This is a genomic window from Staphylococcus americanisciuri, from assembly GCF_024814435.1.
In the GTDB taxonomy this organism is placed as follows: Bacteria; Bacillota; Bacilli; order Staphylococcales; family Staphylococcaceae; genus Staphylococcus; species Staphylococcus americanisciuri.
Genome location: NZ_JANUXY010000009.1, coordinates 72,859 through 88,751 on the forward strand (window position 1 = coordinate 72,859; position 15,893 = coordinate 88,751).

The 15,893-nt window shown below is 37.8% G+C and carries 16 protein-coding genes, 2 tRNA genes and 1 rRNA gene; all 19 read left to right on the forward strand.

Annotated features, from left to right (window positions below):
* The first annotated feature begins 70 nt into the window (after positions 1–70).
* Positions 71–1,144, forward strand: coding sequence for a D-alanine--D-alanine ligase (locus tag NXS11_RS09125; protein ID WP_259200694.1), 1,074 nt, complete (start codon positions 71–73; stop codon positions 1,142–1,144).
* 10 nt (positions 1,145–1,154) lie between these two features.
* Entirely contained in the window at positions 1,155–2,516 is a 1,362-nt protein-coding gene (locus NXS11_RS09130) for a UDP-N-acetylmuramoyl-tripeptide--D-alanyl-D-alanine ligase (RefSeq protein WP_259200695.1), read from the forward strand.
* Between the two features lie 262 nt (positions 2,517–2,778).
* Positions 2,779–4,266 carry a degradosome RNA helicase CshA gene (gene cshA, locus NXS11_RS09135; RefSeq protein WP_259200697.1) on the forward strand — a complete coding sequence of 496 codons (1,488 nt, stop codon included), beginning with the start codon at positions 2,779–2,781 and terminating at the stop codon, positions 4,264–4,266.
* 395 nt (positions 4,267–4,661) lie between these two features.
* A complete protein-coding gene (locus NXS11_RS09140) occupies positions 4,662–5,129 on the forward strand; it encodes a PH domain-containing protein (protein WP_259200699.1) in 468 nt (155 codons plus the stop codon).
* Complete coding sequence (locus NXS11_RS09145) at positions 5,122–6,618, forward strand: PH domain-containing protein (RefSeq protein ID WP_259200700.1); 1,497 nt, start codon at positions 5,122–5,124, stop codon at positions 6,616–6,618. The genes NXS11_RS09140 and NXS11_RS09145 overlap by 8 nt, the downstream gene beginning before the upstream one ends.
* Positions 6,608–7,180 carry a PH domain-containing protein gene (locus NXS11_RS09150; RefSeq protein WP_259200701.1) on the forward strand — a complete coding sequence of 191 codons (573 nt, stop codon included), beginning with the start codon at positions 6,608–6,610 and terminating at the stop codon, positions 7,178–7,180. The genes NXS11_RS09145 and NXS11_RS09150 overlap by 11 nt, the downstream gene beginning before the upstream one ends.
* 5 nt (positions 7,181–7,185) lie before the next feature.
* On the forward strand, positions 7,186–7,539 hold the full coding sequence (gene acpS, locus NXS11_RS09155; RefSeq protein ID WP_259200702.1) for a holo-ACP synthase: 354 nt from the start codon (positions 7,186–7,188) through the stop codon (positions 7,537–7,539).
* A 64-nt stretch (positions 7,540–7,603) separates the two neighbouring features.
* Complete coding sequence (gene alr, locus NXS11_RS09160; RefSeq protein ID WP_259200703.1) at positions 7,604–8,752, forward strand: alanine racemase; 1,149 nt, start codon at positions 7,604–7,606, stop codon at positions 8,750–8,752.
* Positions 8,753–8,841: 89 nt separating this feature from the next.
* Positions 8,842–9,012, forward strand: a complete 171-nt coding sequence (mazE, locus tag NXS11_RS09165) for a type II toxin-antitoxin system antitoxin MazE (RefSeq protein WP_259200704.1) — start codon at positions 8,842–8,844, stop codon at positions 9,010–9,012.
* Complete coding sequence (locus NXS11_RS09170; RefSeq protein WP_259200705.1) at positions 9,013–9,366, forward strand: type II toxin-antitoxin system PemK/MazF family toxin; 354 nt, start codon at positions 9,013–9,015, stop codon at positions 9,364–9,366.
* A gap of 390 nt (positions 9,367–9,756) precedes the next feature.
* Complete coding sequence (locus tag NXS11_RS09175; protein WP_259200706.1) at positions 9,757–10,761, forward strand: SpoIIE family protein phosphatase; 1,005 nt, start codon at positions 9,757–9,759, stop codon at positions 10,759–10,761.
* Between the two features lie 78 nt (positions 10,762–10,839).
* Positions 10,840–11,166, forward strand: a complete 327-nt coding sequence (locus NXS11_RS09180; protein WP_259200708.1) for an anti-sigma factor antagonist — start codon at positions 10,840–10,842, stop codon at positions 11,164–11,166.
* Position 11,167: 1 nt separating this feature from the next.
* A complete protein-coding gene (rsbW, locus tag NXS11_RS09185; RefSeq protein ID WP_259200709.1) occupies positions 11,168–11,650 on the forward strand; it encodes an anti-sigma B factor RsbW in 483 nt (160 codons plus the stop codon).
* Positions 11,622–12,392, forward strand: a complete 771-nt coding sequence (gene sigB / locus NXS11_RS09190) for an RNA polymerase sigma factor SigB (RefSeq protein WP_259200710.1) — start codon at positions 11,622–11,624, stop codon at positions 12,390–12,392. Before rsbW ends, sigB begins: the two co-directional genes overlap by 29 nt.
* 183 nt (positions 12,393–12,575) lie before the next feature.
* Positions 12,576–14,729: a Tex family protein gene (locus NXS11_RS09195; protein ID WP_259200711.1), complete on the forward strand. Its 2,154-nt coding sequence runs from the start codon at positions 12,576–12,578 to the stop codon at positions 14,727–14,729.
* Complete coding sequence (locus tag NXS11_RS09200) at positions 14,722–15,177, forward strand: SprT family protein (protein WP_259200712.1); 456 nt, start codon at positions 14,722–14,724, stop codon at positions 15,175–15,177. Before NXS11_RS09195 ends, NXS11_RS09200 begins: the two co-directional genes overlap by 8 nt.
* Before the next feature lie 320 nt (positions 15,178–15,497).
* Positions 15,498–15,580 (forward strand) — tRNA-Leu (locus NXS11_RS09205).
* Positions 15,581–15,613: 33 nt separating this feature from the next.
* Positions 15,614–15,687 (forward strand) — tRNA-Gly (locus NXS11_RS09210).
* A gap of 135 nt (positions 15,688–15,822) precedes the next feature.
* Positions 15,823–15,893: ribosomal RNA gene (locus tag NXS11_RS09215) — 16S ribosomal RNA — on the forward strand; the annotation flags it as partial.

Here is a 15,893-nt window from a genome sequence, read left to right on the forward strand (position 1 = left end):
AAAAATAAATGCATAATAAATAGACGACATGGTAATATAGGTTTGTAGAAAAATTTTTGGAGGCGAAACTATGTCAAAAGAAGCTTTGTGTATCATATATGGTGGGAAGAGCGCCGAGCATGATGTTTCGATCTTAACAGCACAGAATGTATTAAATGCAATCGATAAATCACAATATCAAATCGACATTATTTATATTACCAACGATGGACGATGGAAAAAACAAGAAAATATAACTGAAGAAATAACAGACATTGAAACGTTACGTATAGAGGAAGCAGCTGAAGGTCAAATCTCGGAAATGCTTACAACATCAAGTCAAGGTGGTTCATACAATGTGGTATTCCCGCTGTTACACGGCCCGAATGGTGAAGATGGAACGATTCAAGGGTTATTTGAAGTACTTGATATTCCATATGTAGGAAACGGTGTACTCGCAGCCGCAAGTTCAATGGATAAGCTTGTGATGAAACAATTATTTGCACATAGAGGCTTACCACAATTACCTTATGTGAGCTTTTTACGTAGCGAATATGAAAAATATCAACATAATATTTTAAAATTGGTTCAAGATAAATTAGAATTCCCAGTATTTGTTAAGCCAGCAAACTTAGGCTCAAGTGTCGGCATTAGTAAATGTGAAGATGAAGCGGCATTAATCCGTGGTATTGAAGAAGCGTTCCAATTCGACCGTAAGTTGGTTATTGAACAAGGTGTTAATGCACGTGAAATAGAAGTAGCAGTATTAGGTAATGACTACCCTGAAACAACATGGCCAGGTGAAGTAATCAAGGACGTTTCTTTCTATGATTACAAAGCAAAATATAAAGATGGTAAGGTGCAGTTAAGCATTCCAGCTGAACTTGATCAAGAAGTCCAATTGACGCTTCGTGATATGGCAATTGAAGCATTCAAAGCAACGGATTGTTCGGGGCTCTTACGTGCTGACTTCTTTGTAACAGAAGACAACCAAATCTATATTAATGAAACAAACGCAATGCCTGGCTTTACAGCATATAGTATGTATCCAAAGCTATGGGAAAATATGGGGATTTCTTATGCCGAGCTGATTACAAAACTGATCGAATTAGCTAAAGAGCGCCATGCAGATAAACACTTAAATAAATATCGTATTGATAACTAGAGGGAGACAGATGATACAAATCAGCTTAAGACAGTTAGCACAATGGATTACATGTGACATAGACAGTCGCTACTTAGATGTGGTGATTCAAGGTGTAACGATTGATTCACGTCATGTTGAATCCGGACAATTGTTCGTTCCTTTCAAAGGGGAGCATGTAGATGGACATCGTTTTAGTGCACAAGCCTTAGAAGATGGTGCAGCTGCGACTTTTTTTCAAACGAATAGTGATATCATGCCGCCAACAGAAGGACCTGTTATTTATGTAGAAGATACGTTACAAGCTTTACAGCAACTCGCAGCAGCTTATATGCGTGAAGTAGCGCCAGTGGTGATTGCAGTAACCGGCTCCAATGGTAAAACGACAACCAAAGATATGCTGGAAAACACTTTGGCAGCAGACTTCAAAGTACAGAAAACACAAGGTAACTACAATAATGAAATCGGGATGCCATTGACGATTTTGGCGTTAGAACCGGATACACAAGTTTCTATTTTAGAAATGGGGATGTCGGGATTTGGCGAAATTGAGTTATTGTCAAAGATTGCGCAACCGAATTTTGCGATTATCACAAATATTGGTGAATCACATATGCAAGATTTAGGTTCAAGAGCAGGGATTGCAAAGGCGAAGTTTGAGGTGATTGCTGGATTAAAAGAACAGGGTCATTTGTTGTATGACGGTGATGAACCATTATTGACTGAATTGGTAGAGGAGAATGCGAGCGTACATGCTACTTCTATCGGTACAGCGTCAACAAATGATGTATGTTGTGAAGTTATTGCACATGATGAGACAGGAATTACGTTTGTGTTAAATAACAAAGAAACGTATCGTATTCCTGTTTTAGGCGCACACAATATGAAAAATGCCACTTATGCTATTGCCGTTGCACGAGAATTAGGAGTAGATCCAGAAACAATTCAACAGCAACTGCAACAACTTGAACTAACAGGCATGCGCATGCAGAAGTTTACCGCACAAAATGGTGCAGTAGTTATTAATGATGCGTATAATGCAAGTCCAACAAGCATGAAGGCTGCTATTGATACAATTGCGCAAATGACAGGACGTAAAATACTTGTCTTTGGTGATGTGTTAGAACTAGGACCTCAGTCAGCAGCGCTACATGCAGAGGTAGGTCGTTATTTGCGAGATAAAGAGATAGAAGTTCTATTTACATTTGGTGATGCATCGAAAGCACTTTGCGAAGCGGGCGCACTCTATGTAGACCGAGCGACACACTTTGCTTCAAAAGCAGAATTGACAGAGGTGTTATCAGCTATGCTCAAATCGGATGACATAGTGCTTGTGAAAGGCTCACGTGGTATGAAGTTAGAAGAAGTGGTTGATGCATTGATTACCATATAAAAATAAATATTTATGTAAAATGATCTTAACAGATGAGCTAAGTCATGTGTTAGGGTCATTTTTTCTGCATAGGTATTGAGTTTGGGGTTAAAGTAAGCTTTCAAAATAACGAGTGGTGAGTTGTTGTTTTTCACTATATCTATTCGAGATAGTGACTTCCATTTATTGCGATATTGGTTCTTAGGTGGTAATATGTAGAAGTTAGATTAAAATTATTTGACAAACTTACTAAGAGAATTTCGAAATAAAAAGGAGAATTACTTTGCAAAAATTTACAGAATTAGGTGTTTCAGAACGTACAGCTGAGACCCTCGAGGCAATGGGATTTACTGAGCCAACCCCCATCCAAAAAGACAGTATCCCATACGCACTCGAAAATATTGACATATTGGGACAAGCGCAAACAGGGACAGGAAAAACAGGCGCATTTGGTATCCCACTTATTGAAAAAGTTGTTGGCAAAGAAGGCGTACGTGCATTAATATTGGCGCCAACACGTGAGCTTGCAATGCAGGTTGCTGAACAATTACGCGAATTCAGTCGTGGACAAAAAGTTCAAGTTGTTACAGTATTTGGCGGTATGCCAATCGATAGACAAATCAAATCATTAAAACGCGGTCCACAAATCGTTGTTGGAACACCAGGACGTGTCATCGACCATTTAAATCGTCGCACGTTAAAACCTCAACAGATTGAAACATTAATTTTGGATGAAGCAGACGAAATGATGAACATGGGCTTCATTGATGATATGCGTTATATCATGGATAAATTACCATCTGAAAATCGCCAAACGATGCTATTCTCAGCAACGATGCCAAAAGCGATTCAAGAACTTGTACAGAAGTTTATGAAGTCGCCTAAGATTATTAAAACGATGAATAATGAAATTTCAGACCCACAAATTGATGAGTACTATACAATTGTGAAAGAACTAGAGAAGTTCGATACTTTTACTAACTTTTTAGATGTACATCAACCAGAATTAGCGATTGTCTTTGGTCGTACGAAACGTCGTGTAGATGAGTTAACAAGCGCTTTGTTATCAAAAGGCTACAAAGCAGAGGGACTTCACGGTGACATTACACAAGCGAAACGTTTGGAAGTATTGAAGAAGTTCAAAAATGATCAAATCGATATCTTAGTTGCGACAGATGTTGCCGCACGTGGTTTAGACATTTCAGGCGTCAGCCATGTTTATAACTTTGATATTCCTCAAGATACAGAAAGTTATACACACCGCATCGGTCGAACAGGTCGCGCAGGTAAACATGGTATTGCGGTGACATTTGTGAACCCAATTGAAATGGACTATATTCGTCAGATCGAACAAACGAATCGTCGTCAAATGCGTGCGTTACGTCCGCCACACCGTAAAGAAGTATTACAGGCACGTGAGGATGAGATTAAAAACAAGGTAGAGAAGTGGATGGCTGCCGATAAAGAACCACGTGTTGAGAAGATTGCGAAACAATTGCTTGAAACGTATGAAGCGTCAGATCTTGTCACAGCACTTTTACAAGAACTTGTTGAATCAAATGATGAAGTTGAAGTACAGTTGACATTCGAAAAACCACTTGCACGTAAAACACGTGGACCTAAAGGTGGAAGTCGTAAAGGGTCAAATAACAAGCGACATGGTAAAAACAATCGCAACTATAAACAAAGCTACAATAAAAAAGGAAACTACAAAAATAAACGTGACGGTAAAGTGAAAAAAGGACGTACATTTGCTGATCACCAAAAATAATGATGATGTAATGAACAGGTGAGACAATAAAGAGATTGTCTTGCCTTTTTTGTTGTTCTTGTACCATATCATATGATTTAGCAGGAAAGCCTTTCACTAGAATAATTATTATTTATCCCTAATCAAGAGAAAGCAGTACAAACAACTATCAATTGAATTCCCCAGTACTTCTCCATTTTATAATACGAATATCAGCCAAAATAAAAGAGACAGCAAATCGGAAGCCGTATCAGTAAATAGGCTATTCAAATGAGTTGTGCGTTATAAATATTTTCACTTTGTAATCCATATATGACTGGGAAGACAATCTGTCAATGCATGTGTTTGATTGAAAGTATCATGGCAAATGCTTTATGTTATAATATAAACAAATTTGATGAGAGGGGTCGACATCGATGACATTTCATAAAAGCCCAGAAATCACTAAACGTTATCTAAGGCGCTTATACGCATTGACATATGTAGGGATGATGATATCGCTTATTATAATATTGCTTGTTTTATACTATTTTGATATGTGGCAACCGTTGAGATATATAGTGATTGGACTAATGGTGTTGTCATCCATCTACTGTCTTGTACGACCACACTTTAAATATCATTATACGTCTTATCGGATGAATCAAAATATGATTGAAGTGAAACGACATTTTTGGTTTCAGCGTCACGATATAATCAAGGTAGAGCGTCTTCAATATGTTCAGTGGAGGAATGGCCCTTTAATGCGTCGTTATCAGTTACAGCGTTTGACGCTTACGACAGCAGGTCATGATTTAAAACTACCGCTGTTGGATGCAGAAGATGTATCACGTATTGAAGCTTATTGCTTAGCATATTTGCAGGAGGTCGATAGCGATGTATAGCCCTCAAAAGCTCCACCATATCTCGTATGTTATGAGCATTTTCTCAGCCATTAAGTCAAATATTATTCCGATAATACTTTTTATTTTGTTTACGATGAAAGATTTTGATTTCAAAGACCCGTCCAATTATGTTTTTCCAGGACTTGTTGTGTTGTTTTTTATGATTACATTTATCAATGATGTCATTAAAACGTACCGCACACGTTATTGGATTGAAGGGAGACATTTTATTGTGACATCAGGGTTGTTGAACCTAGAACGCAAAGAGTTGAACATCTCACGTATACAATCTATGGATACATCTCAAAATCTGATCCATCAGATTGTTGGAGGTGTACGTTTACAGATTCAAACGCCCAGTGATGGCATTGTACTTGAAACAATCACTCAAGCGCAAAGTGATTGGATTCAAGCGGAACTTGAAAAAGTAAAAGCAGATTTGAATGCCATTGAAGATGAAGCGAATGATAATCAGGGAATACCAGAAGCGTCAAAGGGCACGACTATAAAACAAGAAAAATTGTTATATCATCTTTCAAAGAAGAATTTATTGTTCATGGCGATGACAAGTGGTGCTATATTTGTTGCATTGGCTACACTGAGTCCAATACTTATAACGGTGCTTGATTATGTCAACTGGGATTGGGTATATGATGAGTTGTCATTTTTAGTAAACAAAGCATTTCTAGTCACATTGATTATTATCAGTATTATTGTCCTACTATCTTATTTGTTTGGTATTATCATTACCATTGTGCGCTACTACAATTATACGTTGAAGAGACAAGGAGACTACTTAACCATCCGTTACGGCTTGTTAAACGTTAAAAAAGTGACAGTGCCTTTGAAGCGTATTCAAGCAGTTATAGAAACTAAAAGCTTTCTGCGCACATTGTTTGGCTTTACTTCATATGACTTTATTATTACGAGTGATATGGAAATAGATTTGGATAATGACTTTGCTGATGGTCGTGTCATGGTGTTACCTTTTATACGTCATAGAGAAGCACAGCATTTATTAAAATCATTAGTGCCACACATGTCATTTCACAAAGTTCAACCAGATTTACCGTGGCGTGGTTTTCATAGAAGATTTTGGATTGAGTCCGTCATATTGATTATCATTGCATCAGTTGTCCAATATTTCTATTGGCCTTGGTTGTGGATTCCAGCTGGTGTGCTTATGATTTATATGATTATTAGAAGCTATTTACAGATTATAAAAGCAGGATGGTCGGTGATTGATGATGAAATATCCATTCGAAATGTCACATTATTTGGCTTTAAAACAACTTACTTTAAGCGTGACAGAATATTAGGTTTTCAACGGCGAACACATCCTATTATGGCTAGAGCGCAACTGTCACATTTTTATTATACGCTGGCCCAAGGGGCGCTTTATATGAACGTTGGGTTAGAATTTGTTGACGTGAACGATGTTGAAGCATTACAGGTGTGGTATACAGAAGGGGCTGAACATGATGATTGATAATACTTTTTTTAAAATGGCACCAGAAGCACCTAGAGTTATGAGGATAGCGGGCTGGATTGTAGTTGTTGTTCTAAGCATTCTGGCAATCGCTTCTTACATTGTTGGCTTTTTTGTATCATTTAAAACCCTTATGTGGTGGATTGCAGCGGTTTTTGCAGGTCTTGCGATTTTATATGCTATCGTGTTTGTTTGGTTGAAACCTATATATGCCTATCATATTTTTGGTTATCAGTATTCTGAACAAGGCATTGTCGTGCGTGAAGGCTTTATTTTTAATCAGCAAACAAAAATACCGTTATTTCGTATCCAAAACATTGATATTGATGAAGGATTTATTATGAGAAAATATCGGCTTGCAACGTTAACTTTCTCTACTGCAGGTGGTAATACGAAGATTAAATTGATTAAGAAGCAGCAAGCATTAAAAGTAAAGCGACTGATTCAAGGTATTGTGGTGGAAGATGAAGATGTCACAAAAAATGCCGATGATGAACAAGCTGAAATCATCGATGAAAATTATGATAAAATGATAGATATGCAATCCAATGAGAAGGAGTAGATGTGATGATATATGGTTTAGGTGTCGACTTAGTAGAAATCACACGTATTAAAGAGCTCGTTGACAAACAGCCTAAGTTTATTACGCGTATTTTAAGTCAGGGTGAATATGAACGCTATCAACAATTCACACATCCGCAGAGACGCCTAGAATTCTTAGCAGGGCGGTTTGCTGTAAAAGAAGCTTTTAGCAAAGCGCTTGGAACAGGTATTGGCAAAGAGATTGCATTTAAAGAGATACACTGTGACAATGACGAATATGGCAAGCCGTTTATTGTATTCGATGGATTTAAAGTACATGTGTCGATCACACATACTGCTCATTATGCCATGAGCCAAGTTATTCTAGAGCAATGTTGAAACTATTAACTAAATCAATCAAGTATAAGGAATAAGTGATAGAGAATAGGAAGGTGACAGTAATTTGTCCGAGAAATATTACCGAAATACAACATTAAATGTCAATTTAGATGCAATTACATCTAATTATCACGCAATATCCAAATGTCAACCAAATAAAATAATGATGCCTGTTGTTAAAGCGAATGCATATGGCTTAGGGAGTGTTGCAATAGCGAATCACCTGACAAAACTTGGTGTAACGTTCGTGTGTGTAGCAACGCTGGATGAAGCAATTGAATTGCGAATGCATGGCTTCAAAGAGAAGATTTTAATTCTCTCCAGTATGCCACCAGAGAATATTAATAAAGCTATTCAACATCGTGTTGCCGTAGCTGTACCATCAAAAGAATGGTTAGTTGAAGCAATTACATATATGGATGAGACAAATCAAAAATCACTATGGTTACACATCAAAATAGATACGGGAATGAACCGTCTAGGTATTAAAGATAGTGCATCGTATCATGAAATCATTGCGATGATTGAACAATATGAACAGCTAATCTTTGAAGGTGTCTTTTCTCACTTTGCTTCTGCAGACGAAGAAAATGATTCAGCTCAGCAGCAGTACCAACGCTTTGAGGAGATTGTCACAAGTATAGATCAACCTGCTTATGTACATATTCAAAACTCTGCAGGTGCTTTACGTTTTAACCCTGAAATATGTAATGCATATCGTCCGGGTATCGCGCTGTATGGATATTATCCGAGTCCGTTTATTGAGTCAAAAGAGACTGTTCGTTTGACGCCTTCAGCATCGATTGAAACAACGGTGACACAAGTTAAAATGTTGGAACCAGGGGAATCAATTGGCTATGGAGAGACCTTTACAGCTAACGAGCGCATGCACATTGCGTTGTTGCCGATTGGTTATGCAGATGGATACTTACGTAGCATGCAAGGCGCAACAGTGCACATCGATGGTAATCAATGTGAAGTTGTTGGGCGTGTGAGCATGGACCAAACTGCAATACGTGTGCCAGCACATATCAAACAAGGAGATCGTGTAACTGTATTGGAAGCGCGCGCGCATATGGCTCAATCGCTTGAAGCACTAGCAGAGCAACAAGGTACAATTAATTATGAAGTGCTTTGTAACTTTGGACGACGACTTCCACGTGTTTATAAGACTAAGGGCGAACTTGAGGTGTCCAATGAATTGCTAAAATAATATGGTGGTTTGTGTCGATTTTTGTTATCATTGTGAGTGATAAACATAGATTTTTAGATGAGTTGAATTGATATGGAGGGCCTTTGATTATGTCAGTATTCAATCAAGAAAGATTTAAAAATTTAGAACAATCGTTAAAAGAAGGTTATGCTCAAATGGCAGATTTGAATCTCTCCCTAGCCACAGAAGCATATTCAGTGGAGTGCGAGGCATGTGACTGTAATGAATCACACTTGCTCTCGAAGCATCAGGACGACTAGATGAAGCGCGGTGATGTATATTTAGCAGATTTATCACCAGTACGCGGCTCTGAACAAGGGGGAGTTAGACCTGTCGTTATCATTCAAAATGATACTGGTAACAAATATAGTCCGACTGTAATCGTAGCAGCAATTACAGGGCGCATTAATAAGGCAAAGATACCGACACATGTCGAAATAGAGAAGCAAAAGTACAAGTTGGATAAAGACTCAGTTATTCTGCTGGAACAAATTCGCACAGTAGACAAAAAGCGGTTAAAAGAAAAGTTAACGTTTTTATCGGATGAGAAGATGAAAGAAGTAAATAATGCATTAGGCATTAGCTTAGGATTGCACGTCAATCAATCGAGATAAGTTAGTTTGTCATAACGAGCATTGTACATCTTGTGTGTGACTGATGAATATTTTAGATATAGAATTTCTACAGATGAGAGTGGGAAACTTATTTACGAAAGATTAAAGCGAGCAGCATATCATTTAACTTCAGCCAAATTTTGACAGTATCTCAAAGTAATTTGGATCACCATTTGTTTTTTTTATTTGAAATCTGAGCCTTTTTTCGATTTATTTAAGAGATATGCTGTTCTAGAGTAGGAATAGATAGCTGTGACAATGGATTGAACAGTTGTTTATTTCAAATAATCATTGATAAAGGGGGATGTTGAGATCTATGTACGAGAAAAGATTTCACGTCCACTTTTTACGTGTTAAGCAGAAATAAGATTGAATAAAGGAGTACTGACATTGGCGCAATCAAAGACAGACTACTATTACAAATTAATAGATCGTTATTTGAAGAATAGTAACAAGGAAAAAATATTAGAAGAAGCACGTACATTTGCCAGTAATTTGCCCGAAGAAAGTATTACACCAGAAGCGATTGTTAATATTCATAAAACTTATTTTGAGCAGCGTACATTTGAACAATGTGATGTTATAGAGAGTTTAAATGTCCTTGAAGTTGTTATTCAAAGTTTTGGTTATAACTATTCCGATTACAAGCGTCTCGTTGATCGGATGGAAGTACATGATAAAGAGATGGGACTTGCAGCGAGCTTACAACAGACAATGTTGAAGACAGATATCCCGCAGTTTGACAGTATTCAAATTGGTGTCATATCCGTTGCTGCACAGCGTGTGAGTGGAGACTACTTTAACTTAATCGACCATAAAGATGGCACAATGAGTTTTGCTGTAGCGGATGTCATTGGTAAAGGCATACCAGCAGCTCTTGCGATGAGTATGATTAAGTTTGGAATGGACTCATACGGTCATTCTCAACTACCAAATGATGGCTTGAAACGTCTTAATCGTGTTGTTGAAAAAAACGTAAATCAAAATATGTTTGTCACGATGTTTTATGGTTTGTATGAAGACTTGAATCATGTTTTGTACTGTAGCTCAGCCGGTCATGAACCCGGATATATTTTCAGAGCGGAGTCAGATATGTTTGAAGAGATTACAGTGCGTGGCAGGGTATTAGGTGTTAGTCCAAATATTCGTTATGATCAACAAGAAATTAAAATTAACTTGAACGATATGATTATTATTTTTACAGATGGCGTGACAGAGATACGAGACGAATCGGGTCATTTCATTGATAAAAATTACTTATTGAACTTTATACTCAAATATAAGGATATGCATCCGCAAGACATTGTGCAATTATTATACGAACAATTATTGCGTTTACAAGAAAAGAGCAAACGTGATGACTTGACGATATTGATCATTAAGCGAGCGCAATAATGACGAAAGATAGATTATAATGTGAAATAATAGGGTAGAAGAGAACTAATAGAGACTGATTGAGGAGTGTATGAAACAATGAACCTTAATATAGAAACGGAAACACATGATGCTTATTATGAAGTAACTGTTGCAGGTGAACTAGACGTGGCGACAGTACCACAACTTGAAGCGGTATTAATGCCTATTCGTCAAGAGGGAACACATGATATTCACGTGAATTTAACGGATTTAACATATATGGATTCAACAGGTTTAGGTTTGTTTGTTGGCACTCTCAAAGCACTGAATCAACATGACAGAGCGCTTTATATCTTGGGTGTCAGTGATCGTATTAAGCGATTATTTGATATTACAGGATTGAATGACTTGATGCATGTGAATCAAGGAACGGAGGTCGAATAACATGTCAAATGCACATGACGTTATCGAGATGAGGTTACCTGCAGCGCCCGAGTATGTCAGTTTAATACGCTTGACTTTATCCGGTGTGTTTAATCGAGCAAATGCATCTTACAATGACATAGAAGATGCTAAGATTGCCGTGAGTGAAGCAGTGACGAATGCTGTAAAACATGCATATAAAAATCAAGATGAGCAAGGTTATATTACGATTGTTTTTGAAGTTGATGAAACACAGGTTAAAATTATCGTATCCGATCAAGGGGATAGCTTTAATTATCAAGAAACTAAAAAACAATTGGGGCCGTACCAAAACGATGAAAATATTGATTTTCTACGTGAAGGTGGACTAGGGCTGTTTTTGATTGAAGCATTGATGGACGAAGTAACAGTCAGCAGAGAGATAGGCGTTACAATCAGTATGACGAAGTATATCAAAAAAGAGCAGGTGCAAAACCATGACGAAAGCATCGAACTCAGTGAATAATGTTTCACCTGAACAAATCAATGAATGGATTTTAGCGCACCAACAGAATGATGATGCTGAAGCTCAAGAGAAACTCGTCAAATATTATGAAAATTTAATTGAGTCACTTGCTTATAAATATTCTAAAGGACAATCTCATCATGAAGATCTTGTGCAAGTAGGGATGGTAGGGCTAATAGGTGCAATCAACCGATTCGACTTATCATTCGACCGCAAGTTTGAAGCCTTTTTAGTACCGACTGTAATCGGGGAGATTAAACGTTATTTACGTGACAAAACATGGAGTGTCCATGTACCACGACGCATTAAAGAGATAGGACCACGCATAAAAAAAACGATTGACGAACTAACGAATGAGTTGGAGCGCTCGCCCTCTATCCAAGAAATTGCTCATCGCCTTGAAGTTTCAGATGAGGAGGTTTTGGAAGCGATGGAAATGGGACAAAGTTACCATGCCCTGAGTGTTGATCATTCGATTGAAGCGGATAAAGATGGTTCGACTGTAACATTGTTAGATGTGGTGGGAAGTCAAGATGAAAACTTTGATTTAACAGAGCAGCGTATTATTTTAGAACGCATCTTACCTATTTTATCTGAACGTGAACGCGAGATTATCCAATGTACTTTTATTGAAGGCTTGAGTCAAAAAGAAACTGGAGAGCGTGTAGGACTTAGTCAGATGCATGTTTCACGCTTGCAACGAACAGCGATTAAGAAGCTTCAACAAGCCGCCAAGCAATAAAATATTTATGTAAAAAATTGATTTTAAACCAACAATAGCACAATGTCTTTCTTTATCTTACATGACGTAAGGATGTTGAAAGAGTTGTGCTTGTTTAGTTGATGCAAGGTGCATGTTTGACGTTTCGAATGCATCTATGGAATGAATTAGTAGTGACACATAATACAGAAAGCAGTGATTTGAATGACAACGGATACACTTGTTCAAGCAATAAAAGAAGAATATCAGTACTCAGTAAAGCAGATAGAAGCAGTATTAACTTTGTTGAGAGAGAAAAATACAGTTCCGTTTATAGCACGTTATCGTAAGGAAGCAACAGGCGGATTAGATGAAGTTGCGATTAAACAAATTGAAGATCGTTATCAATATATGGAGAATCTTCAAAAACGTAAACAAGAAATTATACATGCAATTGAACAACAAGGCTTCTTAACGGATGAGTTGAAGCATGATATTTTAGCGCAAACTAAGTTACAACGTGTAGAAGACTTGTATCGCCCGTATAAACAAAAGAAAAAGACACGTGCTACAGAAGCGAAGAGAAAAGGATTAGAGCCATTCGCCCAGTGGATAATAGCTCAAAAGTCACCGAATGAATTAGAAAAACAAGCACAAAGCTATTTGTCGGATGAAGTGTTGACAATTGAAGAGGCGATTGCAGGTGCCCAAGATATAATTGCTGAAATCATCGCAGAAAATCCGCAATACCGCAAACAAATTTTGCGAGAAGTTTGGCGCACCGGCACTTTTGTGACACAGAAAAAGAAAAAGGCAGAAGATGAAAAAGCAGTTTTTGCGATGTACTATGATTACAGTGAACCCATCAAAAGAGTAGCTAACCACCGAATTCTTGCGATGAATCGTGGTGAAAAAGAGAAAGTATTATCGGTGAAAGTTGAAGTGGATAAAACCAAATTATCGCAAATTGTGCAACGTGTTGAGGTAAAAGGAACACATGCATTATCCCAAATAGTTATTGCAGCGATAGAAGATGCCATGAAACGCCTTATTTTTCCGTCTGTTGAACGTGAAATACGTGGAGACCTCACTGAGCGTGCAGAAACACAGGCAATCGATGTTTTTAGCGAAAATTTGAAGAGCTTACTGTTACAACAGCCTTTAAAAGGGAAGCAAATTCTAGGCGTGGATCCGGCTTTTCGTACGGGGTGTAAACTTGCAGTCATCAATCCTTATGGGACATTTGTGGCGAAGTCAGTCATGTATCCCCATCCTCCTGTATCTAAGGTGAAAGCGGCAGAAGAGATATTTTTAGCAATGGTGAAAGATTATAATGTTGACTTAGTAGCAATTGGTAATGGTACGGCGAGTCGTGAAACCGAACAGTTCGTTGCAAACATGATTCAAACACATCATTTGAATGTACAATATGTCATAGTCAATGAAGCAGGTGCCTCTGTGTATTCGGCATCAGATATTGCGCGTCAGGAATTTCCAGATTTTCAAGTAGAAGAGCGCAGCGCAGTTTCGATTGGACGTCGTATTCAAGACCCATTGAGCGAGCTAGTAAAAATTGACCCGAAATCTATTGGTGTCGGTCAGTATCAACATGATGTTAACCAAAAAGCACTATCAGAGGCTTTAGATTTTGTGGTGGAAACAGCTGTAAACCAAGTAGGTGTTGACATCAATACAGCATCTCGCACATTGTTACAACACGTAGCTGGTTTGTCTAAGCAGATTGCTGACAATGTTGTTGCATACCGAGAAGAGAATGGTCCTTTTACGAAACATCAACAGATTAAAAAAGTAAAAAGACTGGGTGATAAAACATTTGAACAATGTATTGGTTTCCTGCGCATTGTCGATGGTGTAGATCCATTAGATAATACAGCCATTCATCCAGAAAGTTATCCAGTTACGCATGAATTATTAGAAGAGGTAGGGATGACAGTAGCTGATCTTGGGACAATTTCACTTAAAAATGCACTAGAAATATTAGACATTCCAGGCTATGCGAAAAAATTAAATGTTGGTGTTCCTACATTAGAAGACATCATCAAGTCTTTAATTGCGCCGAACAGAGATCCACGTGATGATTATGAAACGCCACAACTTAAATCTGATGTGCTTTCACTTGAAGACTTGCGTGAAGGCATGAAATTGACAGGAACTGTGCGCAACGTTGTAGATTTCGGTGTTTTTGTAGATATTGGTGTTAAGCAAGATGGTTTAGTGCATATCTCAAAAATATCTAAGCAATTCGTCAAACACCCAATGGATAAAGTGAATGTTGGGGACATTGTCGATGTGTGGATTGATGGTATTGATGCACAGAAACAAAAAGTAGCACTAACGATGGTTAATCCACATGAATAATGCAGCATTACAAGCATTGACGGAATCTATTGCCTGCGATTATTTTAACAGATCTTTTGAACATCGGGCTTACTTTAACCGGTATTTGCGTACAACAGGTGGACGCTATTTGTTGGAATCGCATGATATCGAAGTGAATCCTAAGCAATATGAAAAGTTTGGCGAAGAGGCACTGGTTGATATTATCAAACATGAGCTCTGCCATTACTTTTTGCATCTTGATAAAAAAGGCTATCAACATAGGGATAAAGATTTTAAAATATTGAGTAAGCACGTTGACGCACCACGATTTTGTGCACCATTAGAAAGTTATGAATCACGCGCGAACTATGTCTATCAATGTACAAAATGCGCTACAGAATATTTACGTATAAGAAGAGTGAATACATTGCGCCTGCGTTGTGGTAAATGTGGTGGGAAACTGATGGATGTCATTGACAATAAGTAGTAATAGTAGAGCGACTTATAGCTGTTGAAATAATAGTTGATGAGTTGCTCTATTCATTTGTTTCAAAAAATATAGGTTTATTGTTGACTTTAAAATAGAGATTCTATATACTTACAAAAGTCGACTTAACAAGTTATAAAACTTTAAAAGATAATGGTTGACTTTGATACTTTAACATGATATAGTTAAGTACGTTGCGAAAATACAATGTTAACAACAGATTACAAACGTTAAATTAATGTTAAAAAAGTGTTGACATCAAATATCGCGCCTGATATAATAAATATCGTTCTGAAAATGATGATGTTTTAAATTACCAAGCGGTCGTGGCGGAATGGCAGACGCGCTAGGTTGAGGGCCTAGTGGGAGAAATCCCGTGGAGGTTCAAGTCCTCTCGGCCGCATCAACAAGTTTAAAGCAAATCAAATAATTTTATGCGGGTGTAGTTTAATGGGAAAACCTCAGCCTTCCAAGCTGATGTTGTGGGTTCGATTCCCATCACCCGCTCCATAAAAATTTTAAAATATGAACATTGAAAACTGAATGACAATATGTCAACGTTAATTCCGATAATTTGAGTACTCAGAGTAGTACTTCAAGAGTGATTGACTTAAACAATCAAACGAGCTAATCAAGCTTACTTCTTTTATGGAGAGTTTGATCCTGGCTCAGGATGAACGCTGGCGGCGTGCCTAATACATGCAAGTCGAGCGAAC

Bases quoted from the DNA above. Each gene is read 5' to 3' on its own strand.
- NXS11_RS09125 (WP_259200694.1), top strand. From the start codon at position 71: ATGTCAAAAGAAGCTTTGTGTATCATATATGGTGGGAAGAGCGCCGAG.
- NXS11_RS09130 (WP_259200695.1), top strand. From the start codon at position 1,155: ATGATACAAATCAGCTTAAGACAGTTAGCACAATGGATTACATGTGAC.
- NXS11_RS09140 (WP_259200699.1), top strand. From the start codon at position 4,662: ATGACATTTCATAAAAGCCCAGAAATCACTAAACGTTATCTAAGGCGC.
- NXS11_RS09145 (WP_259200700.1), top strand. From the start codon at position 5,122: ATGTATAGCCCTCAAAAGCTCCACCATATCTCGTATGTTATGAGCATT.
- NXS11_RS09150 (WP_259200701.1), top strand. From the start codon at position 6,608: ATGATGATTGATAATACTTTTTTTAAAATGGCACCAGAAGCACCTAGA.
- acpS (WP_259200702.1), top strand. From the start codon at position 7,186: ATGATATATGGTTTAGGTGTCGACTTAGTAGAAATCACACGTATTAAA.
- mazE (WP_259200704.1), top strand. From the start codon at position 8,842: ATGTCAGTATTCAATCAAGAAAGATTTAAAAATTTAGAACAATCGTTA.
- NXS11_RS09170 (WP_259200705.1), top strand. From the start codon at position 9,013: ATGAAGCGCGGTGATGTATATTTAGCAGATTTATCACCAGTACGCGGC.
- NXS11_RS09180 (WP_259200708.1), top strand. From the start codon at position 10,840: ATGAACCTTAATATAGAAACGGAAACACATGATGCTTATTATGAAGTA.
- rsbW (WP_259200709.1), top strand. From the start codon at position 11,168: ATGTCAAATGCACATGACGTTATCGAGATGAGGTTACCTGCAGCGCCC.
- sigB (WP_259200710.1), top strand. From the start codon at position 11,622: ATGACGAAAGCATCGAACTCAGTGAATAATGTTTCACCTGAACAAATC.
- NXS11_RS09195 (WP_259200711.1), top strand. From the start codon at position 12,576: ATGACAACGGATACACTTGTTCAAGCAATAAAAGAAGAATATCAGTAC.
- NXS11_RS09200 (WP_259200712.1), top strand. From the start codon at position 14,722: ATGAATAATGCAGCATTACAAGCATTGACGGAATCTATTGCCTGCGAT.